Genomic DNA, 22,844 nt, shown 5'->3' on the forward strand with positions numbered 1-22,844 from the left:
TCGCGGCGGCGGGACGTAACAACCACCGAGGCGGAAAACTCGGTGCGGGAACGCCGGCGGGGTACGGCATGATCGTCGCCATGCGACGGCTGGGCGTGGACATCGGCGGGGTGCTCATCGAACCGGCCGACGACGACGCCGACACCTCCTTCTTCGGCGCGCACTACCTGCGCACGCCCATGGTCGACGGCGCGTTCGACGCGCTCGCGGCGCTCGGGCCGGCGTTCGACGAGGTGCACCTGGTCTCGAAGTGTGGCGAGTCCACCGAGCGGCGGACCTGGGAGTGGCTCGCCCACCACGACTTCACCGCCCGCACCGGAATCCCCGTCGAGCGGGTGCACTTCTGCCGGACCCGTCCCGCCAAGGCGCCGATCGCCCGGCGGCTCGGCCTGAGCCACTTCGTGGACGACAAGTTGGAGGTGCTCGGCTACCTGGACTCGGTGCCGCACCGCTTCCTGTTCCGACCTCGGCCTGCGCAGGTCACCGCGTACGCCGCACTGCTGCCGCTCGTACACCGGGTGGAGAGCTGGCCGGAGCTGACGACCCTGCTGCGCGCCGACTGACCGGACCGGCGCGGACGCCGCGCCGATCCGGGGCGGGCCCGGCGGGTCAGGACGGCCAGGCGCGGGCGAACAGGTCGCGGGTGTCACCGAGTAGCTGCGGCAACACCTTGGTACGGCCGATCACCGGCATGAAGTTCGCGTCGCCACCCCAGCGGGGCACCACGTGCTGGTGCAGGTGGGCGGCGATGCCGGCCCCGGCCACCCCGCCCTGGTTCATGCCCAGGTTGAAGCCGTGCGCGTTGCTCACCTTGCGGATCACCCGCATCGCCGTCTGGGTGTACGCGGCAAGCTCGACGGTCTCCGGCTCGTCGAGGTCGGTGTAGTCGGCGACGTGCCGGTACGGGCAGACCAGCAGGTGCCCCGGGTTGTACGGGTAGAGGTTGAGCACGACGAAGACGCGCTCGCCGCGGGCCACCACGAGGCTCTCCTCGCTGGGCAGCCCGGGGGCGAGACAGAACGGGCAGCCGGTCGGCTTCTCGTAACCCTCGGCGGGGCGGTCCTCACCCGAGATGTAGGTCATCCGGTGCGGCGTCCAGAGCCGCTCCAGGCCGTCCGCCATGCCGCCGCTGTCCGTGTGTCGCTCCGCCCCTGTCACGAGCCGATCCTACGGAGCCAGGTCGGAGGGCCGCGACACCCGTGACCGGAAACTCGCTGCTGCAACTTCTTGACGGAGTCGAGACTCAGCCGTGAAACTTCCATTCATTCATTTCATTAGATCGATGGATGGAGAGTTACATGATCCGTCAGCTCGGCAGAATCCTCGCGGCGCTCGCGCTGGCCGCCGTCACCACGGTGACCGGGGTCACGCTCACCGCCAGCGCCGCGCACGCGGACGGCTGTTACACCTGGGGTCGCAGCCTGTCCCAGGGGATGTCCGGCGAGGACGTCCGGCAACTCCAGATCCGCGTCGCCGGCTACCCCGGCTACGGCGCCGTGCTCACCATCGACGGCGCCTTCGGCCCCGCCACCCGGTCCGCGGTGATCCGCTTCCAGCAGGCGTACGGGCTGGGCGCGGACGGCATCGCCGGCCCGCAGACGTTCAACCGGCTCTACGCGCTCCAGGACGACGACTGCACACCTGCCAACTTCAGCTACGCCGAGCTGAACAACTGCAACAGCACCTGGGCCGGCGGCGCGGTCTCGGCCAGCACCGCCCGCGCCAACGCGCTCGTCTCCATGTGGAAACTCCAGGCCCTGCGGCACGCCCTCGGCGACGTGCCCATCACGATCAGCAGTAGCTTCCGCAGCTACACCTGCAACAGCGCGGTCGGCGGGGCGTCGAACAGCCGGCACCTGTACGGCGACGCCGTGGACCTGGTCGGCTCACCCTCGTTCTGCCGACTCGCCCAGCAGGCCCGCTACCACGGCTTCGCCCAGATCCTCGGCCCCGGCTACCCCGACCACAACGACCACACCCACGTGGCGGCGGTCGGCGGCTGGTCAGCGCCGAACTGCGGCATCTGACAGCCACCGCGCCACGGTTCTGCCTGACGGCCAATGCCGCAGGTCGCCCTGCGGGCGAGGCATCGAGCGTCCGCGCCGCTCATGATCGTGCTCGAACATGGATGTAGTGGCCTCCCTGATGCGGGGAGGCCACTACATCCTGGATCGAGCGCGATCATGCTGCGCCAGGCGGAGGCGGCGGCGCCTACTCTGCGGCGGCCGACGGGCCGACGTTCGTCCGGGAGGTCACCACGTCGAGGACGTGGGTGACCGCCTCGGCGATCGGCACCCCGTTGCGCTGCGAGCCGTCGCGGTAGCGGAAGGAGACCGTGCCGGCGGCCACGTCGTCGTCGCCGGCGATCACCATGAACGGGATCTTCTGCTGCTGGGCGGTGCGGATCTTCTTCTGCATCCGGTCGTCGCCCGCGTCCACCTGAGCCCGGATGCCCTCGGCGCGCAGCGCCGCGACGAAGCCGTGCAGGTAGTCGGTGTGGTCCTCCCGGATCGGGATGCCCACCACCTGCACCGGCGCCAGCCAGGCCGGGAACGCGCCCGCGTAGTGCTCGGTGAGCACCCCGAAGAACCGCTCGATCGACCCGAACAACGCCCGGTGGATCATCACGGGACGCTGGCGACTGCCGTCGGCGGCCTGGTACTCCAACCCGAACCGCTCCGGCTGGTTGAAGTCGACCTGGAGGGTGGACAACTGCCAGGTCCGGCCGATCGCGTCCCGCGCCTGCACGGAGATCTTCGGCCCGTAGAACGCCGCGCCGCCCGGGTCGGGCACCAGCTCCAGACCCGACGTCTCGGCGGCGGTCCGCAGCGCCTCGGTCGCCTCTGCCCAGTCCTCGTCGGCGCCGATGAACTTCGGCGAGTCGTCCCGAGTCGACAACTCCAGGTAGAAGTCGTCCAGGCCGTAGTCCCGCAGCAGATCCAACACGAAGCTGAGCAGCGCGGTCAGCTCGCCGGCCATCTGCTCACGGGTGCAGTAGATGTGCGAGTCGTCCTGGGTCAGACCACGGACCCGGGTGAGGCCGTGCACGACGCCGGACTTCTCGTACCGGTAGACCGTGCCGAACTCGAACATGCGCAGCGGCAGCTCCCGGTACGACCGCCCGCGCGCCCTGAAGATCAGGTTGTGCATCGGGCAGTTCATCGCCTTGAGGTAGTAGTCCGCGCCCTCCAACTGCATGGGCGGGAACATGGTGTCCGCGTAGTACGGCAGGTGACCGGAGGTCTGGAACAGCTGCGCCTTGGTGATGTGCGGGGTGTTGACGAACTCGTACCCCGCCTCCTCGTGCCGCCGCCGCGAGTAGTGCTCCATCTCCCGGCGGATGATGCCGCCCTTGGGGTGGAAGACCGCGAGGCCCGAGCCGATCTCGTCGGGGAAGCTGAACAGGTCCAGGTCCGCACCGAGCTTGCGGTGGTCGCGCCGGGCGGCCTCCTCCAACAGCTTGAGGTACGCCTTCAGCTCGTCCCGGGTCGGCCACGCGGTGCCGTACACCCGCTGTAGTTGGGGGTTCTTCTCCGACCCGCGCCAGTACGCGGCGGCCGAACGCATCAGCTTGAACGCGCCGATCAGGCGGGTGGTCGGCAGGTGCGGGCCCCGGCACAGGTCCGACCAGCAGACCTTGTCCTCCTTCGCGTCGAGGTTGTCGTAGATGGTCAGCTCGCCGCCGCCGACCTCCATCACCTCGTCGGTGTCCAGGCCCTCGCCCTTGACCTCGATCAACTCCAGCTTGAACGGCTCGTCGGCCAGCTCGGCGCGCGCCTCGTCGAGGCTCCCGAAGCGACGGCGACGGAACCGCTGCCCGGACTTGATGATCTCCTGCATGCGCTTCTCGAGCTTGCCGAGGTCATCGGGCTGGAACGGCTTGGCGACGTCGAAGTCGTAGTAGAAGCCGTTCTCGATGGGCGGGCCGATGCCCAGCTTGGCCTCGGGGAAGACGTCCTGCACGGCCTGGGCGAGCACGTGCGCGGTGGAGTGGCGCAACACGTTGAGCCCGTCCGGCGAGTCCAGGCTGACCGGCTCGACGACGGTCTCCTCGGCTGGGGTCCAGTCCAGGTCGCGGAGCTGACCCTGCGGGTCGCGGACCACGACGATCGCCTTGGGGCCGTTCGCGGGCAGTCCGGCCGCGGCCACCGCGTCGGCCGCCGTCGTCCCGGCGGCGACGACGACGGGGTCGGCCACGGCGGGGGTACGGGGTGCGGACACGGTGACTCCTCCAAGCGGTACGAAACGGTGCCGATCCTCGGCTCCTGCCGATGCTATCGGTCGCGCCGCCGGCACCTTCCGGACGGCTCGCGTTGAACCTTTCGTGCCTCGAATCCGAACTAGGTGGTGTGGCCGGAAACCGGTGCCGGCCGCGCGAGACGGATGGGGGCACGCGATGGCGAGCACGCACGGCGGTGGCCGCCGGCGGCGGATCGCGGCGGTGACCGCGCTGACCGCGGCCGGGCTGCTGCTCTGGCCGGCCGCGGCGGCGCAGGCCGCGGACGTGACGACCACCCCGACCGAGGCACGGCAGGGTGACGCCGTACGGCTGGAGTTCACCGTGCCCGAGGAGCGGGCCGGCACGACGACCAAGCAGGTCGAGATCCGGTTGCCGGCCGACGCGCCGGTGGCCGAGGTCTATCCGATGTCGGTCGACGGCTGGGCGCCCAAGATCGATTCCCGGACCCTGGACAAGCCGGTGGCAGGCATCCACTCGTCCGGCGTGAGCACCGTGACCACGGCGGTGACGTGGGTGCGCGTCGGCGAAGGCTCGACGGGCCCGGCCAAGCTGGCCCTGTCCATGGGCCCGATGCCGCAGGCCGAGCGGCTCAGGTTCGAGGTCGTCCAGACGTACGCCGACGGCATCGTGGTCCAGTGGACGGACACCGACCCCGCGCACCGCGCGCCGGTGCTGACGCTGCTGCCGGCCGCCCCGGGCGCCGCAGGTGCCGCCGGACCGGCCGCGCACGGCGGCCACGGCGCACCGGCTGCCGGCGCGCAGGGTGCCGACGGCGCCTCCGGCGGTGACGCGGCGGGCACCTCCGACGAGGGGCCCGGCAGCGCCGACGCGATGCTCGCCGCCGGTCTGCTGGCCGGCCTGGGCGGCGGTGCGGCCATCGGTTGGCTGGTCAGCCGGTGGCGGCGACGCGACCCGGCGGAGCGGACAGCGCTGGCAGAGGTGACCGGCGCGACGGAGACCGACATGGTGACGCCAACACCGCAGCCGGACGGCACCGACGCGCCCACTGAGCAGGCGCCCGTCGCGGTGCTTGCCTCGGCAGCCGCTCCCGCCCGCACCGACTGAGGCAGCACGGCCGGTACCGGCTGGGGCCGCACCGCCGGTACCGGCTGGCGGGGTGTCAGTCCATCGCCGGGCCGGCAATGGACAGACACTCCACGCGTCCTTTGCTCTGCTTCAACGCGCGCAACACTCATGCCCCCGAACTGTTGCGCGGGTTGAAGCAGAGCAAAGGGGCCGTGGCACATCCTCCCGGGCTCTGCGTGCAGGCGGTGAGGCAGAACAGCCAAGCGATCAAGGCAGCCATGCGGTCAGGACAGCCACGCGGTCAGGGCAGCCAGGTGGGTAGCGGCTCGCGGGCGGCCAGCCACGCCTCGGGCACCCCGCCCGGGGTGCCGACGCCGGTGTACGCCGCCGCCACCGCCCCCGCGATGGCCGCCGTGGTGTCCACGTCGCCGCCGGCGCTCAGGCACGTACGGATCGCCGCCGGATAGTCGTCGAGGTGGGTGGCGGCGACCCAGAGCGTGAACGCGACGGTGTCCTGGGCGGTCACGCGGGAGCCGTTACCGAGCGTCGCCACCACGCGGGGCAGTGGCCGCCCGAGCAGTCCGATGGCGGCGTGCACACCGCGGTGTACCTCGGTGCCGCCGTCGACCGCCGCGGCGACACCGGCGAGGAGCCGGGCCGGGGCCGGTCGGTGGCCGTCCAGGCGGGCCCGGGCGGCGAGCGCGGCGGCCACCGCCACGGCGACCGCTCCGGCGATCCCCTCGGGGTGCGCGTGCGTCACCTCGGCCGAAGCGCGGGCCTGCGCGGCGGCACGTGCGGTGGAGTCGGCGAAGTACGCGCCCAACGGGCCGACCCGCATGGCCGCCCCGTTGCCGCAGGAGCCCTGGCCGTCGAAGGCGGACGCGGCGGCCACCGGCCACGGGGTGCCGGTGCGGATCAGTCGCAGGATCAGCATCGCGCCGGGACCGTACCCGCGTTGGACGCCGCAGCGCTGCGCGAACGCCATGGCCAGCCGGTCGCGGTCGATCGTGCCCGACTCGGCCAGCTCCGCGACGACCGAGCAGGCCATCTCGGTGTCGTCCGTCCACTCCCAGGGCGCGGGCGGCAGCGCGGCGTCGGTGAAATCCTGCGGGGGCTCCGGCAGGACGTACCGCGCGCCCAACGCGTCCCCGGTCGAGAGGCCGGCGAGGCTGTCCCGGGCGAGCGCCAGGCGAGCGTCGGCGAACAGGGTGAAGGACATCGTCTTACCAGCTTGCATGGTTCACAGGTACGTCGCAACGCGATCAACTTGCCAGGCCAAGTACCGTCTTGTCGTGGCCTCCGTGCTCCTGGTCGAAGACGATCACGTCGTACGCGGCGCGATGCTGCGGTCCCTCGCTGACCGGGGGCACGCCGTGCACGCCGTGGGCACCGCCCTGGACGCGCTGCGACGCGTCGCCGCGGAGACGCCCGACCTCGTCGTGTTGGACCTTGGCCTGCCCGATCTGGACGGCTCGGACGCGCTGCGGATGCTGCGCGGCATCACCGACATTCCGATCATCATCGCCACTGCCCGGGACGACGAGCAGTCGGTGGTCAAGCTGCTGCGGGCCGGCGCCGACGACTACATGGTCAAGCCGTTCACGGGCGCGCACCTGGACGCCCGCATCACCACGGTTCTGCGGCGCGCTGGGCGGGCCAGCCGGACGGTACAGCCGGCGGTGCACACCGTCGGCGGTCTGCGCGTGGACGTCGGCGAGCGCAGCGCCCACCTCGACGGGGAACCACTGGCGCTGACCCGTAAGGAATTCGACCTGCTGGCGTATCTCGCCGCACGACCCGGGCGGGTAGTGTCCCGCCGGGAACTCTTGGAGGAGGTATGGCGGCAGCCATCGGTCGGCGAGGATCAGACCATCGACGTACACCTGTACTGGCTCCGCCGAAAGATGGGCGAGTCCGCGGCGAAGCCGCGCTACCTGCGCACCGTGCGGGGGGTCGGGTTCCGGCTGGTGGCACCGGACTGAGGACGGCGCTGGCCCTGCTCACGGCCGGCATGTGCAGCCTCGTCGCACTCGCGTTCCTGATCCCGCTCGGGTTGAGCCTGCGGGAGCAGACGCGGGAGGAGGCGATCGCCGACGCGGCCCGACGCAGCGCGCTGGTGACCGGCGCGTTGGCGGTGAGTACGGACCGGGCGGTGATCGAACGGGCCGTCGTGGCCAGCGGCGACGACGCCGCGGTCCGGCCGGTGGTGTACGGGTTGGGGTTGGACGAGTCCGCGGGCCGCGTCGGCGGCGCCGACCTGGACCGGGCGCGCGCCGATCGGCGCTCCCTGGTCACCGACGTGGACGGCGGAGTGGTACGGCTCGACCCGGTGGTCCTCGGTGACCGGACGGCCGTGGTCGAGGTGTTCGTGCCGGACGCGACGCTGGGCGAGGGCGCCGGTGGCACCTGGCTGCTGCTGTTCGCGGTGGGCACGGCGATGGTCGGCGCGGCGGTGCTGGTGGTCGACCGGGTGGCCGCCCGGGCGGTGGACGCCACCCAGGGCCTGGTCAAGGCCGCCCTGTCGATCGGTGACGGCGACCTGGGCGTACGCGTGGAGCCGACCGGCCCGCGGGAGCTGGCGGAGGCCGGGTACGCCTTCAACCGGATGGCCGACCGGCTGGACGCGGCCCGCACCGACGAGCGCGAACTGGTGGCCGACCTGTCGCACCGGCTGCGGACGCCGTTGACCGTGCTCCGGTTGGACGCGGAGGCCCTGGAGTCCGACGACACGAGCGTGGGCTCGTTCAGCCCGGCGGAGCTGGACCGACTGCGGGGCATCCGGCGCATCCGGCAGGCGATCGTGACCCTCGAGGGCGAGATCGACGTGCTGATCAAGACCACCCGCAAGGCGGTGGCGCACGAGGCCGGCCCGGCGATGTGCGACGTCAGCGAGGTGGTCCGGGACCGGATGGTGTTCTGGGCTGCGCTCGCCGGTGACCAGAACCGGCCGCACCGGGTCACCGGCGCCCAGCTGCGCATCCCCGCGCCGGTGCCGCGCGCCGAGCTGGCCGCTGCGCTGGACGCGGTGATCGGCAACGTCTTCCGCTACACACCGCAGGGAACGGCGTTCGAGGTGGCCGTGTCCCGCCGCGACGGGTACGTGGCGATCCGGATCGACGACGCCGGCCCGGGTATCGCCAACCCGGATCGGGCGCTGCGACGGGGCACCAGCGACCAGGGCTCGACCGGGCTCGGCCTGGACATCGCCAAGCGGGTGTCATTGCAGGCGAACGGCTCGGTCAGCATCGACCGCGCCCGGTTGGGCGGCGCCAGCGTGGTGATGCTGCTCGCCGACCCCGACGCGACGCCCCGGCAGGTCAGCCGGTTCGGTCTCGTGGGCCGGATGGCACGCGACGCCCGGGAGCCGAAGAGCAGCGGCCGTCGCTGGCCCCGCCAGCGCCCCACCGACGACTGAGCACCCCCGGGCCGATCGGTTGATGGGAGCGCTCCGATCGGCTGGCGCGCCGGGGCTGTGCGGCGGCACAAGTCTTCCTTAGATCGAGGTTAACGAGCGCGGTCAGACGCTTGCGGGCTGACAGGATCAGTGCACGAACCCACCAGTTCCACCGGCCAGCGCACCGCGCACCCACCGGCCGGTGGAGCCGTGCGCGCGGCGGGAGTCTCAGGTCCCCCCACACCCACGCTCCCGCCGCGCGCCCCGCTCACCCCGTACCTCAGCCGGCGCTGGCCACGTACGCGTCGATCTCGTCGCTGATCCGCTGCTTGCCGGCCGCGTCGAGGAAGGACGCCGTCACGGCGTTGCGGGCCAACGCCGCCAGCTCACCCGGACCCGCCCCGAGCAGTCGGGCCGCCACCGCGTACTCGTCGTTGAGGGTGGTGCCGAACATCGGCGGGTCGTCGGAGTTGATGGTCACGAGCAGCCCGGCCTCGACCAGCCGGGGCAGCGGGTGCTCGTCGAGGGACGCCACGGCACGGGTCCGCACGTTGGACGTCGGGCAGATCTCCATCCCGATCTGCCGCTCGGCGAGGTACGCGAGCAGCTCCGGGTCCTGTGCGGCGGAGATACCGTGCCCGATCCGCTCGGCGCCCAGCTCGTGCAGGGCGTCCCAGACGGTCTGCGGGCCGGTGGTCTCACCGGCGTGCGGCACCGAGCGCAGCCCGGCGGCGCGGGCCTGGTCGAAGAAGGGCCGGAACTGCGGCCGGGGTACGCCGATCTCCGGGCCGCCGAGACCGAAGCTGATGAGCCCGTCGGGGTGCTCGTCGAGCGCGATGCGCAGCGTCTCCTCGGCGGCCGGGAGGCCGGCCTCCCCGGGGATGTCGAAGCACCAGCGCAGGTCGAGACCGAAGTCGACGGCGGCGCGCTTGCGGGCGTCCTCGATCGCCTCGCAGAAGGCCGGCGCGGGGATGCCCCGTCGGACGTGCGAGTACGGGGTGATGGTCAGCTCGGCGTACCGGACCTGTTGGCGGGCCAGTTCCCGGGCCACCTCGTGGGTGAGGAGCCAGACGTCCTCCGGGTCCCGGATGAGGTCGACCACGCTCAGGTAGACCTCGATGAAGTGCGCGAAGTCGCGGAACTCGAAGTAGCTGGCGAGGGCGTCCGGGTCGCTGGGTACGGGGGTGCGCCCCTCGTGCCGGGCGGCCAGCTCGGAGACGATCCGGGGCGACGCGGAGCCGACGTGGTGCACGTGCAGCTCCACCTTGGGCAGACCGGCGATGAAGGTGGTCAGATCAGTCACTGGTTCTCCTGTGCAGGGGCGCCGCCGGTGCGGGCGACGACGAAGACGCGGCGGAACGGGAAGGACACCTGACCGTGCCGCACCGGGTACGCGGCGTCGAGGCGTACCCCCAGTTCGGCCCGGAAGGCCGACCAGCCGGCGGCGTCCAGCGCGGCCCGGACGGGTCGCAGCGCGGTGCCCTCCATCCAGGTCAGCACCGGGTGGTCGGCGGCGGAGTCGGCCGGCAGCAGGTGCACGTAGGTAGTCTCCCAGGCGTCCACGGCGCAGCCGGCGGCGGTCAGCAGCTCCGCGTAGTCGGCCGGGTCGTCGACGGGGTCGGCGCGCTGGAGCGGGGCCAGCTCGGCGCGCCAGGCCGGGCGTCCGGCGACCTCGCGCAGCGCCCGGTGCGACGGGGCGTCGACGTTGCCGGGGACCTGCATGGCGAGCCACGCGCCGGCGGGCAGCTCACCGGCCCAGCGGCGCAGCAGGTCCTGGTGGCCGGGCACCCACTGCAGGGCCGCGTTCGTGACCACCACGTCCTCGTCGCCGGTCGGACGCCAGTCGCACAGGTCGGCGACGGCGAACTCGACGGGGGTCGGCAGGGCCCGCGCACGGTCGATCATCTCGGGCGCGGAGTCGAGGCCGAGGACCCGGGCGTCCGGCCAGCGCTCGGCGAGGGTGGCGGTGAGCTGCCCGGGGCCGCAGCCGAGGTCGACCACCGTGCGGGGCCGGACGGCGGGAACCCGGGTGAGCAGATCGTGGAAGGGCCGGGAGCGCTCGTCGGCGTAGCGCAGGTACGTCGTCGGATCCCACATCGTCGCCTCCAAACCGTACGTCCGTCTTGTTGACGGTACGACTCGCGTGGCAGCCCGGCAACCCGATCACTAGGCTCGGGCCATGGAACAGCGCAGCTTCAACCGGCTCGGCCGGACCGTCGGAGTCGTCGGCCTGGGCGCCTGGCAGCTCGGCGCCGACTGGGGCACCGTCAGCGAGACCGACGCCATGGCCGTGCTCACCGCCGCCGTGGACGCCGGGGTCACCTTCCTGGACACCGCCGACGTGTACGGCGACGGCCGTAGTGAGCAGTTGGTCGGCCGCTTCCTCCGCTCCCGCCCCGACGCCGGGCTGACCGTCGCCACCAAGATGGGCCGGCGCGTCGAGCAGCGGCCCGAGGCGTACACCCTGGCCAACTTCCGGCAGTGGACCGACCGGTCCCGGACCAACCTCGGGATGGACACCCTGGACCTGGTCCAGTTGCACTGCCCGCCGAGCGCCGTCTTCGCCGACGACGCGGTGTTCGACGCTCTGGACACCCTCGTCGCCGAGAAGGCCATCGCCGGCTACGGCGTCAGCGTGGAGACCTGCGACCAGGCGCTCACCGCCATCGCGCGGCCCGGCGTGGCCAGCGTCCAGATCATCCTCAACGCCGTCCGGCACAAGCCGCTGGAGCAGGTGCTGCCGGCGGCCGCGCAGGCCGGCGTCGGCATCATCGCCCGGGTGCCGTTGGCCAGCGGTCTGCTCTCCGGCCGCTACGACGAGCACACCGAGTTCCCCGCCGACGACCACCGCAACTACAACCGACACGGCGAGGCGTTCGACGTGGGCGAGACGTTCTCCGGCGTGGACTACACGCAGGGGCTCGCGGCCGTACGCCGGCTCGCGCCGCTCGTCGACGCCGACCGCAGCATGGCGCAGTTCGCGCTGCGGTGGGTGCTCGACCAGGCCGGCGTCACCGTCGTCATCCCCGGCGCGCGCGACGCCGAGCAGGCCCGGCGCAACGCCGCCGCGGCAGACCTGCCGCCGCTCACGGCCGCCCAACTGGCCGGTGTACGGGAGGTCTACGACGAGCTGATCCGTCCGCAGGTGCACGACCGGTGGTGAGCCGCCGACCCCGGGTGCTCGCGTCGCGCCGTCGGACCGACGATGCTGGACACTCGGGGCGGCGTGCCGCCCGACCCGGCGAGAGGGGTGCGCGATGAGGGGTTGGTTGACACTCACCCTCGGCCTGCTGGCCGTTGTGGTCGGTGCGGTGTGGACGGTGCAGGGGCTCGGCTACGTCGACGGCAGCGTGATGACCGACCAGACGCTCTGGGTGGTGCTGGGCCCGATCGTCGCCCTGGCCGGGCTCGTGGTGCTCTGGCTGGGACTGCGCTCGCGCCGCCGACTCTGACCGCCGGACGTGGAAAGCCCCGCATCCCGGGTGGGGATACGGGGCTTCACCTCAACGAGCCCTGACCGGCGGGGGCCGGCCGGTGCGTCAGAGGGGACGGACCTGCTCGGCCTGCGGACCCTTCTGACCCTGGGCGATCTCGAACTCCACCCGCTGGTTCTCCTCCAGCGTGCGGTAGCCGCTGGACTGGATGGCCGAGAAGTGGACGAACACGTCAGCACCCCCGCCGTCGACGGTGATGAAGCCGAAGCCCTTGTCAGCGTTGAACCACTTCACGGTTCCCTGCGCCATGTGTATCTCCTTCTAAAACTGGCGGCCGTGCACGCCGTGCGGCCGATTGGCCGTTTTCGAGCAGCGGCGTCTGAGGCGGCCCCCGCGAAGGAGACTTCTCTCAACCCACGCCATCTCGCAACAGCGTGGAACAGCAAATCACGTACGCAAAAACTCTGCACGACCTGTCCGACGAATTTCTCCGACATGTGACCTGACGGATGCCTCAGGTCGCTGGGCGGCGTTCCGAGTCGTGCGAAAGGCCCCCTTCCCGTTGATATGGAAGGGGGCCCGACGTCTATGCGTCGGTCAGTCCGATCAGTCCGGCCAGTGGCCGGTCATCCGCCGGACGCCGACCGCTCCGCCCCGGTCCACGGCCGCACGGACCACCGCGAAGATGGCCCCCTGCAACGCCGCGGCGGCCAGGATCTCGCCCCACCGGCGGTCCTCATCGGTGGCGTTCGGCGCCTCGCCGTCGCCCGCCGTGACCTTCCAGACCTGCCGGAAGATCGCGCCGGCCACCGTACCCGCGGCGATACCCAGCAACACGCCGACCGGCCGGTACGCGACCTTGCCGATACTCCTGCTCACCTACGCCTCCCCCGCACGATCATCAGCACCACCACGGCGGCCACCGCGCCGGCGGCGATCGCCGCCCACGGCACCGGGTTGCGTCGAACCAACTCGCCCTTCTCGCGTACCAGGCCGCCCGTCTCGTACGCCTGGGCACGTGCCATCCCGGCGCCACGCGCGGCCTGCCCACGGACCCGGGCCACGGTCTGTGCCGCCTGCTCGCGCATCCGCTCCCGCGCCTGCTCGGCGGACTCCTTCAGGCGGGCCTTGACGTCCGCCTTGGCGGCCAGCGCCTCCATGGTCTCGCCCAGCTCCACCCGGGTACGGCGGATCTCCTCACGCAGGGCCTCGGTGTCGCCCGTCCCGTTGCCCGTCATGCCCGTCCCCTGTCCTTGACCGCAGCGGCCACGGTGTCCACGTCAGCCCGGAGGCTGCGAACCGTCGCCGCCGGCACCGGCGGGACCGCACGACTGACCTGCTTCTTGCCGACCAGCGCGAGGATGCCGGCCACCAGGAAGAGCGCCACCGCCACGATCAGCGCGGCGGCCCAGGCGGGCAGCACCAGGTCCAGTAGCAGGATCGCCGTGACGACGAGGGCACCCAGGCCGTAGAAGGCCATCGCTCCGCCGCCGCCGAACAGGCCGATCCCGATGCCCGCGTGCTTGCCCTTCTCGGTCAACTCCGCTCGGGCCAGCGCCAGTTCGTCGCGCACCAGACGGGAGACCTGTTCGGTGGCCCGCTGCACCAGCTCGGCGGTGGAGGGCTCGCTCCCGTTCCGGGATGTGCGGGCATTCGCCACGTCAGCCATGCTGTCCTCCTTTCCTCATCACCGCGCTGTATGCCCGGAGTAGCCGCCGGTCAATCCTAAAACGCGACGTGCGGCGCACCGTCGTCGTTGTCCGGATGCCGCGCCGATCACGTCACAGACGTCCGGCAGCACATCCCCCGCGCAACCCCAACCAAACCTCCCAGACCGCCACCCCTCCCCCTCCCGTTCTCCCCGTTCTGCCCGTCGATCATGAAGTTATTGCCAGGACACGCCGGAGCGAGAGGCAATAACTTCATGATCAACGGGGTGAGGGTGAGGGTGAGGGTGGGGGTGGGGGGGTGGGGTGGGGTGGGTTAGGGGCGGGATTCTTCGGGGCCTACGAAGGCTTCGCTGCGGGCGTCGCCGTCGTCGCTGCCGCCGAAGACACGGGCGTCGTCCGGCGCCTCCGTGTCCGACAGGCGTCGGGTCTGGGGCCGCCTCGGCTGCACCCACTGCCAGGCCAGGTTGCTGTTGGCGTCACCCAGTTCGGTGCGTACACGGGGCATCGCGGTGGGCCGGTTGTCCCGGATCCAGGCCACCAGGTGCTCGCGGACGAGGCACCGCAGGTCCCACAGGCTGCCCGCGTCGGCGGCGCTGACCAGCGCCCGCAGTTTCACCATTCCGCCGGTGGCGTCGGTGACCTGCAGGACGCAGACCCGGCCGTCCCACAGCTCGGTGCCCTCGACCAGCCGGCGCAGCTCCTCCCGCATGGTCTGCACCGGCACGGCCCAGTCGACGTCGAACTCGGCGGTGCCGAGCACGGCCGCCTCGGTCCGGGTCCAGTTCTGGAACGGCTTGCTGGTGAAGTACGAGGTGGGCAGGATGAGCCGCCGGTCGTCCCAGATCTGGACCACCACGTAGCTGAGGGTCAGCTCCTCGATCCGACCCCACTCCCCCTCGACGACCACCACGTCGTCCAGGCGGACCGCGTCGCTGAAGGCGAGTTGCAGGCCGGCGAAGACGTTGCCGAGCAGGCTCTGGGCGGCCAGCGCGGCCACCACGCCGACGACTCCGGCGGAGGTCAGCACGCCGGCGCCGATGCCCCGCACGCTCGGGAACGTCATCAGCATCACGCCGACGGTCAGGATGACGATCACCGCGATGGTCAGCCGACGCAGCATCACCACCTGGGTACGCACCCGCCGGGCGTGCCGGTTGTTGGGCACGTCGACCCGGAACCGGGCGAGCGCGGTGTCCTCGACGACGATCAGCAGCGCCGCCACCAGCCAGGCCGTGCTGGCGATGACGCAGAGCACCAACAGGTGCAGCAGTAGCCGCCGCCAGCTCTGGCCGACGGCGTACCCGGTGGTGAAGCGGGCGGCGAACTGCACCGCGAGGACCGTGGCGGCGACCTGGAACGGGCGGTGGGCGTGGTCGGTCAACTCGGTCATCAACAGGGACCGACGGCCGAACCGTCGGGTGAGCCGGTGGATGACCTCTACCAGGAAGAGGGCGACCGCCGCCGCGGCGAGCGCGGCGACGGTCGTTTCGAGATAGCTCTGCACGAGTGTGGCGCTTCCCTTCGGCCGAGACGCGGGTACTTCGGGCAAAAGCCCAATAGTGCCCGACGTTCTCGGTATCGGCCAGCTCAGACCTTGCGGTACCGGGACTGGAGGAAGCAGTAGACGCCGAAGGCGGCGATGCCGAGGGCGACCAGGGTCAGCAGGAACGAGCCGTACGACTGCTCGCGCAGCGTGTGCAGGGCGGCGTCCAGACCGCGTGCCTTCTCCGGGTCGTACTTCACCGCGGCCACGATGACCAGCAGGCCGGCGATGCCGTACGCGACGCCCTTGGCGACGTAGCCGGCGACGCCGAGGCGGCGGGCCAGCGTGCGGGTCTTCGGGCTCATCTCGCCGGTCTTGAGGTGCTTCTCGAACGTCTTGCGGATGCCGTAGATGACCAGGCCGATGCCGATCGCCGCGACCACCAGGCCGGCCAGGCCGACCAGCCAGCGGCCACCGGTGGAGGTCATCAGCTTGCCGCTCAGCGCCTCCTGCTTGTCGGCGCTGTTCGACCCGGCGTCCTTGAACACCTTGAAGGCGGTCCAGGCGAAGTAGAGGTAGACGATGGTCCGGCCGGCCGAGGCCAGCCGCTCCATGACGCGCTCCTTGCCGCGCTCGGCACGGTGCCCGCCCGCCGCTTCGAGGCCCTGCCAGATCGCCATGGCGAGCAGGCCGACCGCGACGGCGATGACGAGGAACTTACCGAGGGGCTGTGCGGAGAGGGTACGCAGCGCGCCGGACTGGTCGCCGTCGTCGGACGACGTGCCGAACGCGATCTGCAACGCCAACCAGGCGAAGAGGAGGTGGACGATGCCGTAGCCGATGAAGCCGGCCCGGGCGAGAAGTTCCAGCCACCGGCTGTCCGCCGTTCGGGAGGCGGTGGCTTCGGCGCTACGGGTGAGTGACATGGCGTCACAATCTCCGATTACGAAGATTCCCAAACGTCGGCCACCGCCGCCCGCCTGGTCAGTTGCCCGGGTTGCGGGAGACGCGGATCTTGACCTGCTGGTCGGTGACGCTGTCGACGGTGACCGCGAAGCCACCGGCCTCGGTGGCCTGTTGGCCGGTGGTGAGGGTGAGCTGCTCGCCGGCGACCTCGACGGTCACCTGGTCGCCCTCGGCGCCGATCAGCTTGGCCTCGACGCCCAGGACGGTGGCGCTCGCCTCGACACCCCGCTCGAAGGTGACCGTGCAGGCGTCCAGCCCGCAGTCGGTGGAGGCGCCCTGGGAGCTGCAACCGGCGAGCACGGCGAGGCCGAGCGCCACGGCGGCGACAAGGCCGGCGGTGCGATGGACGGGGGGCAGGGGGATGGTGGCGGGTCGGTTCGTCACCCCGCCAAGGGTACGAGACGTTTGCGACGCCGAGGCGGGGGCGAGCGCGGCGGGCACCCGGGCTAGGGTCCGGGCATGGCCTTCGACATCGCCCGTACCCGGGCCGCCTATCCCGCCCTGACCGAGGGCTTCGTCCACTTCGACGGGGCCGGGGGCACCCAGACCGCGGCCGGCGTGATCGACGCGGTCGCCGACGCCATGCGCGCGGCTGTCGGCAACCGCAGCGCCGCCTTCACGCCCGGCCGTCGCTCGCTGGAGATGGTCGCCGCGGCCCGTCAGGCGGTCGCCGACCTGCTCGGGGCCGAGCCGGACGGTGTGGTGCTCGGCCCGAGCGCGACCGCGTTGACGTACACCCTGGCCCGTACCCTCGGCGCGACCTGGCGGCCCGGCGACGAGGTGGTGGTGTCCCGGCTCGACCACGACGCCAACGTGCGCCCGTGGGTGCAGGCCGCCGAGGCGGCCGGCGCGACGGTGCGCTGGGCCGAGTTCGACAGGCACACCGCCGACCTGCCCAGCGGCCAGTACGCCGACCTGGTCGGCGAGCGGACCCGGCTGGTCGCGGTGACCGCCGGCAGCAACGCCGTCGGCACCGTGCCGGACGTGCCGGCGATCGCCAAGATCGCGCACTCGGTCGGGGCGCTGGTCTGCGTCGACGGGGTGCACTCGGTGCCGCACGGGCCGACCGACCTGGCGTCCCTCGGCGCCGACGTGCTGGTCACCAGCGCCTACAAGTGGTCCGGGCCGCATCTGGCCGCGATGGTCGCCGACCCGTCCCGGTGGGAGGCGCTGCGCCCGGCGAAGCTGGTGCCGTCGTCCGACGCGGTGCCGGACCGTTTCGAGTACGGCACTCCGAGCTTCCCGCTGCTGGCCGGAGTGACCGCCGCGGTGGATCACCTCGCCGCTCTGGACCCGGACGCGACAGGTGACCGCCGGGCGCGGCTGCGGGCCGGACTGGCCGCGGCGCAGGCGCACGAGGAGGCGCTGCTGGACCGGCTGCTCGCCGGTCTCGCCGAGCGTCCCGCCGTCACGGTCTACGGCTCGCCGGCCCGGCGCTGCCCGACGGTCTCGTTCCGGGTCGCCGGGCTGACGCCGCTGGTGGTCCAGCAGGCGCTGGGTGACGCCGGGTTCTGTCTCTCGGCCGGCGACTACTACGCCTACGAGTACTTCCAGACGATGGGTCTGCGCGACAGCGGCGGGGCGGTGCGGGCCAGCATCTACCACTACAACACGGCGGACGAGGTGGACCGGTTGCTCGCCGAACTCGACGTGGTGGCCGCCGGACCAGGGACAATGGCCCGGTGAGCACCCTCGTCGAGGACAATCCCGCCAAGAACCGTTTCGAGATCCTGGTCGACGACGCGTTCGCCGGCTTCACCGCGTACGTGCCGCGGGGGAAGGACGTGCTGGTCTTCACGCACACCCAGGTGGACCCGGGCTTCCAGGGCAAGGGCGTCGGGGGCGCGCTGATCCGCGCCACCCTCGACCAGGTGCGGGCCCGGGGCGCCCGGGTGGTGCCGCAGTGTCCGTTCGTGGCGGCCTTCATCGACAAGCACCCCGAGTACGCCGACCTGGTCGCCGAGCAGCCGTAACCCGGGAGGTCGGTGTCAGCGGGTCCGGCCGGTCAGCACCTCGGCGGCGGCCTGCCCGCTGGCCCGGGTGGCACCGTGGGTGGCCAGGTGCACCGCCCCGACGACCAGCTCGGGCACGCCCATCTCGACCACGACCGCGTCCGGCCGGGTGACGAGCGCCCGCCGCACCGCCGCGCGCATCCAGTCGTGCCGGTGCAGGTCACGGACCACCAGCACCAGTGGGCGGTCCCCGGCGGCGGCGCCCGGATCGGGCACGTCGGGCTCGGCGTGGCGGACGGTCGTCGTGCCGGGCAGCAGTCCGTCCAGCGGTTCCCCGAGGCCCCACGGGGTTTCCGCGCCGATGGCGATGTTGCGGGGCGGCTCGAACTCGACGACGTACGCGGCGCGGGTCAGCGGCAGCGCGACAGGCGCGTCCGGTCCGGTGGTGACCCGTACGGCCCGGCGGGCGGCGACCAGCCCGACGTCGGTGCCCCGGTGGGTGCGGCTCGCGCGGGCGGCGCGGGCGGCAACCGTCCAGGCGGCGAGCTGGCCGACCCGCTTGGCGGCCTCGGCGAGACGTTCCTCGGGCAGCTCACCGGAGACGACGGCGGCCACGATGGCGTCGCGCAACTCCCGGGCGGACTCCTCGTCGGCCCGCTCGCCACCGACGCAGATCGCGTCGGCGCCGGCGGCGAGCGCTCGCACGGCCGCCCCGGCGAAGCCGTACCGGTCGGCGACCGCGCGCATCTCCACCGCGTCGGTCACCACCACGCCGGAGAAGCCCAACTCGTCCCGGAGCAGCCCGCCGAGGATGCGCTGGCTCAGGGTGGCCGGCAGGTCCGCGTCGAGTGCGGGCACCAGCAGGTGGCCGGTCATGACCGCCTGCGCGCCGGCCGCCACGGCGGCGCGGAAGGGGGCCAGCTCACAGGCGTCCAGGCGGGCCCGGTCGGCGGTGATGCGCGGCAGGTCGTGGTGGGAGTCGACGCGGGTGTCGCCGTGCCCGGGGAAGTGCTTGGCGCAGGCGGCCACGCCGGCGCCCTGTAGGCCCCGGATCCAGGCGGCGGTGTGCCGCGCGACCAGGGCCGGGTCGACCCCGAACGAGCGGACGCCGATCACCGGGTTGGCCGGGTTGGAGTTGACGTCGACGTCCGGCGCGTAGTCGAGGGTCACGCCGGCCGCCGCCAGCTCGACGCCGAGGTCGAGGGCGACCGCCTCGGTCAGCTCCGGGTCGTCGACCGCCCCGAGGGCGAAGTTGCCCGGCCGGGAGCTGCCCCGGGCCGACTCGATCCGGGTGACGTCACCGGCCTCCTCGTCGATCGCCACGATGACGTCCGGCCGCTCGGCGCGCAGCGTCGCGGTCAGCGCCGCCACCTGGGCGGTGTCCACGACGTTGCGGGCGAACAGCACCACCGAGCCGAGCCCCTCGCCGAGCCAGCGGCAGACCCAGGGCGGCGGCGTGGTGCCGACGAACCCGGGTTGCAGGACGGCGGCGGCAAGCGTCGGAAGGTGCTCGGCGGGCGCGGTCACGCCGCCGCCTCGCAACGCTCGACGTCGATCGCCGGCGTGTCGACGCCGTCCCGCTGGTTGCGCTCGCTCATGCGGCCCCCGTATCCCGTCTCTCGCGCGCCCTCGGCGCACCGCCATCGGCAGGCGGTGCTGCCATGGTCACACCGAGCGATTCAATAGTCAATAAACCTTACAGTTGCCCGCTGGCACCGTTCCCGGGGAGAGTGCGGGGATGGACACCGCCCTGCTGGCCGACGCCACGAGCCCGGCCGACATCCCCGGCGTACGCCTGCTCGGCCTGGTGGTGGGCGCCCTGTTGCTGCTCGCCGCGATCCGGGCCATGTTCCGCCGACGCTGACCGATCAGGCCCCGGCCGATCGGTGTGGCCGACCGCGACCAGGGTACGGCTTCCTCCATCAGCAGGTCCGCGCGCCGAAGGGGAAGCGATGAAGATCGGATACTTTCTGTCCAGTGAGGAGTACACGCCGGCCGAGTTGCTGGCGCAGGCCCGCGGCGCCGAGGCGGCCGGCTTCGAGGCCCTGTGGATCTCCGACCACTACCACCCGTGGGTCGACGCGCAGGGGCAGAGCCCCTTCGTCTGGTCGATGATCGGCGCGCTCAGCCAGGTCTGCTCCCTCCCGGTGACCACGGCGGTGACCTGCCCGACCGTCCGGATCCACCCGGCCGTGATCGCCCAGGCGGCGGCGACCAGTTCGGTGCTGCACGGCGGTCGGTTCGTGCTCGGCGTGGGCACCGGCGAGGCGCTCAACGAGCACATCTTCGGCGACGCCTGGCCGTCCGCCGACGTCCGGCTGGAGATGCTCGAAGAGGCCGTCGAGGTCATGCGCGAGCTGTGGCGGGGTGACTTCGTCAACCACCACGGCAAGCACTACACCGTGGAGCACGCCCGGATCTACACGCTGCCCGAGACGCCGCCGTCGATCTACGTCTCCGGCTTCGGGCCCAAGGCCATCGACCTGGCCGCCCGCATCGGCGACGGCTACGTGAGCACCATGCCCGACGGCGAGATGGTCCGCCGCTTCCGGGAGAACGGCGGCGGCGACAAGCCGTGCCAAGGCGGCTTCAAGGCGGCGTACGCGGCCAGCGAGTCCGAGGGCGCGCGGCTCGCGTACGAGCGCTGGCCCAATGCCGGGGTACCGGGCGAGCTGTCCCAGGTGCTGCCCTCGCCGCGCCACTTCGAGCAGGCCTCCGAGCTGGTCACGCAGGACATGGTGCGGAAGGCGTTCGTCTGCGGCAACAGCGCCGACGCGCACCTCGACATGATCGACCAGTACGCCAAGGCCGGCTTCGACGAGGTGTACGTGGCCAACACCGGCCCGCACTTCCAGGGCCTCTTCGACCTGTACCAGCGCGAGGTCCTGCCCCGTCTGAAGTGAAACGGAGCACCCGGCGCCCATGATCGTGCGAATGTGTTTCGGTGGTCATGGGCCCGGGTACCTCCGGCCCTCGATGAAACTGTCCACGCACTCGATGACGTTGCGCCGCGCAGCGAAGAGCCTCTTCGGCTGGAAAGCTCTGCGGCCCAACCAGCTCGCCGCCATGCGGGCGGTGATGAAGCGACACGACGCGCTGGTGGTCCTGCCCACCGGTGCCGGCAAGTCGGCGATCTACCAGATCCCGGCCAGCCTCATCCCCGGCCCGACCGTGGTGATCTCCCCGCTGCTGGCTCTCCAGCAGGACCAGATCGCGGCCCTCAACGAGCGCCAACGCCCCGAGCTGCGGGCCGTACGGATCAGCTCGAACGAGTCGGCAGCCCAGCAGGCCGAGGCGATCGCCGAGATCGAGGCCGGCCGGGCCGAGTTCCTCTTCATCACCCCGGAGCAGTTGAGCAACCCGGACCGGATGGCCGAGGTCGCCGCGTTGAAGCCGGCGCTGGTGGCGATCGACGAGGCGCACTGCATCTCCGCCTGGGGGCACGACTTCCGGCCCGACTACCTGGCGCTGGGCCACCTCATCGAGGGCATCGGTCGACCTCCGGTGGTCGCGCTGACCGCCACCGCCTCCCCGCCGGTCCGCGACGACATCATCGCCCGGTTGCGACTGCGCGACCCCGAGGTGGTGGTCTCCGGGCTGGACCGGCCCAACCTCTTCCTCGAGGTGGCGCACTGCCCCACCGAGGACTACCGGTGGCGGCGACTGATCGCGCTGCTGCGCGACGACGAACGACCGGGAATCATCTACGTGCCGACCCGGCGCTCGGCCGAGGAGCTGGCCGAGCGGTTGACCACTGCGGGCTTCCCGGCGCAGTACTACCACGGTGGGATGCCGAACGGCGCGCGCAACGAACTGCACGAGGCGTTCCTCGCCGACGAGGTGCCCATCATGGTGGCCACCTCGGCGTTCGGGATGGGCATCGACAAGCCGAACATCGCGTGGGTGGTGCACACGGCGCTGCCCGACTCGCCGGACAGCTACTTCCAGGAGATCGGCCGGGCCGGACGGGACGGGCAACCGGCCCGGGTGCTGCTGCTCTGGCGGGCCGAGGACGTGGGCCTGCAACGGTTCTTCAGCGGTGGCCTGCCGGACGAGAACGAGCTGCGGGAGCTGGCCGCGCTGCTGCGCCGCAAGCCGGCCACGAAAACCGAGCTGCGGGAGGTCACCGGCCTGGGGCCGCGCAAGCTGGGCCAGTACCTGTCGCTGTTGGAGCAGGTGGGCGCCGCCGAACCCCGCGCCCGCCAGCGTATCGGCGCTTCCCGCTACTCCCCCGCACCGGTCGACGCGGCAGCGGCGGCCCTGGCGGAGGCGGAGCGCCAGCAGACGGTGACCCGTTCGCGTACCGACATGATGCGCGCCTTCGCCGAGACCACCGCCTGTCGGGGGCAGACCCTGCTGGCCTACTTCGGCGAGCAGATGACCGAGGTCTGCGCCCACTGCGACAACTGCCACCGGGGCACCAGCGTCGCCGACCAGGGCGCCGTCGGGCCGTTCCCCGTGCACAGCCAGGTGCGGCACGGCGAGTGGGGGCGGGGCCTCGTGCTCAGCTACGAGGACGACAAGATGACGGTCCTCTTCGACGAGGTCGGCTACAAGACGCTGTCGGTGCGCGTGGTGTCCGAGCAGGGCCTGCTGACCCTGGACTAGCCTGACCCGGGCACCGGCACGGGGCCTGGTGGATCGACCAGACAGAGCATCGATTGACCACACAGAGCAGG

At 72.1% G+C, this 22,844-nt stretch carries 25 protein-coding genes; 12 read left to right on the forward strand and 13 right to left on the reverse strand.

The genetic code is table 11. The features are described from left to right. Positions 1-80: 80 nt before the first annotated feature. Positions 81-563, forward strand: coding sequence for a hypothetical protein (locus tag ACGFH9_RS24250; RefSeq protein WP_393223213.1), 483 nt, complete (start codon positions 81-83; stop codon positions 561-563). A 46-nt stretch (positions 564-609) separates the two neighbouring features. Here the strand turns inward: ACGFH9_RS24250 and ACGFH9_RS24255 are convergent, their stop codons facing one another. Next, positions 610-1,122 carry an HIT domain-containing protein gene (locus ACGFH9_RS24255; RefSeq protein ID WP_355248808.1) on the reverse strand — a complete coding sequence of 171 codons (513 nt, stop codon included), beginning with the start codon at positions 1,120-1,122 and terminating at the stop codon, positions 610-612. A 176-nt stretch (positions 1,123-1,298) separates the two neighbouring features. Here ACGFH9_RS24255 and ACGFH9_RS24260 point away from each other — a divergent pair, with 176 nt between their 5' ends. Further along, complete coding sequence (locus ACGFH9_RS24260) at positions 1,299-2,027, forward strand: D-Ala-D-Ala carboxypeptidase family metallohydrolase (RefSeq protein WP_393223216.1); 729 nt, start codon at positions 1,299-1,301, stop codon at positions 2,025-2,027. 184 nt (positions 2,028-2,211) lie between these two features. On the opposite strand, the gene thrS is transcribed toward ACGFH9_RS24260, so the two are convergent. Next, positions 2,212-4,221 (reverse strand): threonine--tRNA ligase, encoded by a 2,010-nt coding sequence (thrS, locus tag ACGFH9_RS24265; protein WP_393223219.1) that lies wholly within the window; start codon positions 4,219-4,221, stop codon positions 2,212-2,214. A 175-nt stretch (positions 4,222-4,396) separates the two neighbouring features. On the opposite strand from thrS, the gene ACGFH9_RS24270 reads away from it, so the two are divergent. After that, positions 4,397-5,305: a DUF1775 domain-containing protein gene (locus ACGFH9_RS24270; RefSeq protein WP_393223221.1), complete on the forward strand. Its 909-nt coding sequence runs from the start codon at positions 4,397-4,399 to the stop codon at positions 5,303-5,305. A gap of 262 nt (positions 5,306-5,567) precedes the next feature. Here the strand turns inward: ACGFH9_RS24270 and ACGFH9_RS24275 are convergent, their stop codons facing one another. Further along, positions 5,568-6,485, reverse strand: coding sequence for an ADP-ribosylglycohydrolase family protein (locus ACGFH9_RS24275; RefSeq protein ID WP_393223224.1), 918 nt, complete (start codon positions 6,483-6,485; stop codon positions 5,568-5,570). A 73-nt stretch (positions 6,486-6,558) separates the two neighbouring features. Between ACGFH9_RS24275 and ACGFH9_RS24280 the strand changes: the two genes are divergently transcribed. Both ACGFH9_RS24280 and ACGFH9_RS24285 read left to right on the forward strand, forming a co-directional pair. Next, entirely contained in the window at positions 6,559-7,248 is a 690-nt protein-coding gene (locus tag ACGFH9_RS24280; protein ID WP_074318485.1) for a response regulator transcription factor, read from the forward strand. A 29-nt stretch (positions 7,249-7,277) separates the two neighbouring features. After that, complete coding sequence (locus ACGFH9_RS24285; protein ID WP_393223227.1) at positions 7,278-8,681, forward strand: ATP-binding protein; 1,404 nt, start codon at positions 7,278-7,280, stop codon at positions 8,679-8,681. Positions 8,682-8,940: 259 nt separating this feature from the next. On the opposite strand, the gene ACGFH9_RS24290 is transcribed toward ACGFH9_RS24285, so the two are convergent. Further along, complete coding sequence (locus tag ACGFH9_RS24290) at positions 8,941-9,963, reverse strand: adenosine deaminase (protein WP_393223230.1); 1,023 nt, start codon at positions 9,961-9,963, stop codon at positions 8,941-8,943. After that, positions 9,960-10,757, reverse strand: coding sequence for a trans-aconitate 2-methyltransferase (locus tag ACGFH9_RS24295; RefSeq protein WP_393223233.1), 798 nt, complete (start codon positions 10,755-10,757; stop codon positions 9,960-9,962). Before ACGFH9_RS24295 ends, ACGFH9_RS24290 begins: the two co-directional genes overlap by 4 nt. Before the next feature lie 82 nt (positions 10,758-10,839). Between ACGFH9_RS24295 and ACGFH9_RS24300 the strand changes: the two genes are divergently transcribed. Together ACGFH9_RS24300 and ACGFH9_RS24305 are read left to right on the forward strand one after the other, a co-directional pair. Further along, positions 10,840-11,823 (forward strand): aldo/keto reductase, encoded by a 984-nt coding sequence (locus ACGFH9_RS24300; protein WP_393223235.1) that lies wholly within the window; start codon positions 10,840-10,842, stop codon positions 11,821-11,823. A 94-nt stretch (positions 11,824-11,917) separates the two neighbouring features. Further along, positions 11,918-12,112, forward strand: a complete 195-nt coding sequence (locus ACGFH9_RS24305) for a hypothetical protein (protein ID WP_393223238.1) — start codon at positions 11,918-11,920, stop codon at positions 12,110-12,112. Between the two features lie 87 nt (positions 12,113-12,199). On the opposite strand, the gene ACGFH9_RS24310 is transcribed toward ACGFH9_RS24305, so the two are convergent. From ACGFH9_RS24310 to ACGFH9_RS24340, 7 genes are all read right to left on the reverse strand, one after another. Further along, positions 12,200-12,403 carry a cold-shock protein gene (locus tag ACGFH9_RS24310; RefSeq protein WP_013732668.1) on the reverse strand — a complete coding sequence of 68 codons (204 nt, stop codon included), beginning with the start codon at positions 12,401-12,403 and terminating at the stop codon, positions 12,200-12,202. Between the two features lie 297 nt (positions 12,404-12,700). After that, the gene (locus ACGFH9_RS24315) at positions 12,701-12,973 is read right to left on the reverse strand and encodes a DUF4235 domain-containing protein (RefSeq protein WP_355248798.1); all 273 of its coding nucleotides are present in this window, start codon (positions 12,971-12,973) and stop codon (positions 12,701-12,703) included. After that, on the reverse strand, positions 12,970-13,332 hold the full coding sequence (locus ACGFH9_RS24320; RefSeq protein WP_393223242.1) for a DUF3618 domain-containing protein: 363 nt from the start codon (positions 13,330-13,332) through the stop codon (positions 12,970-12,972). Before ACGFH9_RS24320 ends, ACGFH9_RS24315 begins: the two co-directional genes overlap by 4 nt. Further along, a complete protein-coding gene (locus ACGFH9_RS24325) occupies positions 13,329-13,763 on the reverse strand; it encodes a phage holin family protein (protein ID WP_355248801.1) in 435 nt (144 codons plus the stop codon). The genes ACGFH9_RS24320 and ACGFH9_RS24325 overlap by 4 nt, the downstream gene beginning before the upstream one ends. 314 nt (positions 13,764-14,077) lie before the next feature. Next, positions 14,078-15,268 (reverse strand): mechanosensitive ion channel family protein, encoded by a 1,191-nt coding sequence (locus ACGFH9_RS24330; RefSeq protein ID WP_393223246.1) that lies wholly within the window; start codon positions 15,266-15,268, stop codon positions 14,078-14,080. An 83-nt stretch (positions 15,269-15,351) separates the two neighbouring features. Beyond that, a complete protein-coding gene (locus ACGFH9_RS24335) occupies positions 15,352-16,173 on the reverse strand; it encodes a DUF1206 domain-containing protein (protein ID WP_393223248.1) in 822 nt (273 codons plus the stop codon). Positions 16,174-16,231: 58 nt separating this feature from the next. Further along, on the reverse strand, positions 16,232-16,597 hold the full coding sequence (locus ACGFH9_RS24340) for a hypothetical protein (RefSeq protein WP_393223251.1): 366 nt from the start codon (positions 16,595-16,597) through the stop codon (positions 16,232-16,234). A 75-nt stretch (positions 16,598-16,672) separates the two neighbouring features. Between ACGFH9_RS24340 and ACGFH9_RS24345 the strand changes: the two genes are divergently transcribed. Both ACGFH9_RS24345 and ACGFH9_RS24350 read left to right on the forward strand, forming a co-directional pair. After that, on the forward strand, positions 16,673-17,899 hold the full coding sequence (locus ACGFH9_RS24345) for a cysteine desulfurase-like protein (RefSeq protein ID WP_393223254.1): 1,227 nt from the start codon (positions 16,673-16,675) through the stop codon (positions 17,897-17,899). Then, the gene (locus ACGFH9_RS24350; RefSeq protein WP_393223256.1) at positions 17,896-18,186 is read left to right on the forward strand and encodes a GNAT family N-acetyltransferase; all 291 of its coding nucleotides are present in this window, start codon (positions 17,896-17,898) and stop codon (positions 18,184-18,186) included. The genes ACGFH9_RS24345 and ACGFH9_RS24350 overlap by 4 nt, the downstream gene beginning before the upstream one ends. Before the next feature lie 15 nt (positions 18,187-18,201). Here the strand turns inward: ACGFH9_RS24350 and ACGFH9_RS24355 are convergent, their stop codons facing one another. Continuing rightward, positions 18,202-19,692 carry a glycoside hydrolase family 3 protein gene (locus ACGFH9_RS24355; protein ID WP_393223259.1) on the reverse strand — a complete coding sequence of 497 codons (1,491 nt, stop codon included), beginning with the start codon at positions 19,690-19,692 and terminating at the stop codon, positions 18,202-18,204. Positions 19,693-19,903: 211 nt separating this feature from the next. Here ACGFH9_RS24355 and ACGFH9_RS24360 point away from each other — a divergent pair, with 211 nt between their 5' ends. The 3 genes from ACGFH9_RS24360 to ACGFH9_RS24370 all read left to right on the forward strand — a co-directional run bounded on the left by ACGFH9_RS24360 (position 19,904) and on the right by ACGFH9_RS24370 (position 22,773). Continuing rightward, positions 19,904-20,029 (forward strand): hypothetical protein, encoded by a 126-nt coding sequence (locus ACGFH9_RS24360; RefSeq protein ID WP_393223262.1) that lies wholly within the window; start codon positions 19,904-19,906, stop codon positions 20,027-20,029. 88 nt (positions 20,030-20,117) lie between these two features. After that, positions 20,118-21,068, forward strand: a complete 951-nt coding sequence (locus tag ACGFH9_RS24365; protein WP_393223265.1) for a TIGR03557 family F420-dependent LLM class oxidoreductase — start codon at positions 20,118-20,120, stop codon at positions 21,066-21,068. A gap of 73 nt (positions 21,069-21,141) precedes the next feature. Next, on the forward strand, positions 21,142-22,773 hold the full coding sequence (locus ACGFH9_RS24370) for a RecQ family ATP-dependent DNA helicase (RefSeq protein ID WP_393223267.1): 1,632 nt from the start codon (positions 21,142-21,144) through the stop codon (positions 22,771-22,773). Positions 22,774-22,844: the final 71 nt, after the last annotated feature.

Origin of the sequence: Micromonospora sp. NPDC049102 (assembly GCF_043197485.1) — a bacterium.
Classification (GTDB): domain Bacteria; phylum Actinomycetota; class Actinomycetes; order Mycobacteriales; family Micromonosporaceae; genus Micromonospora.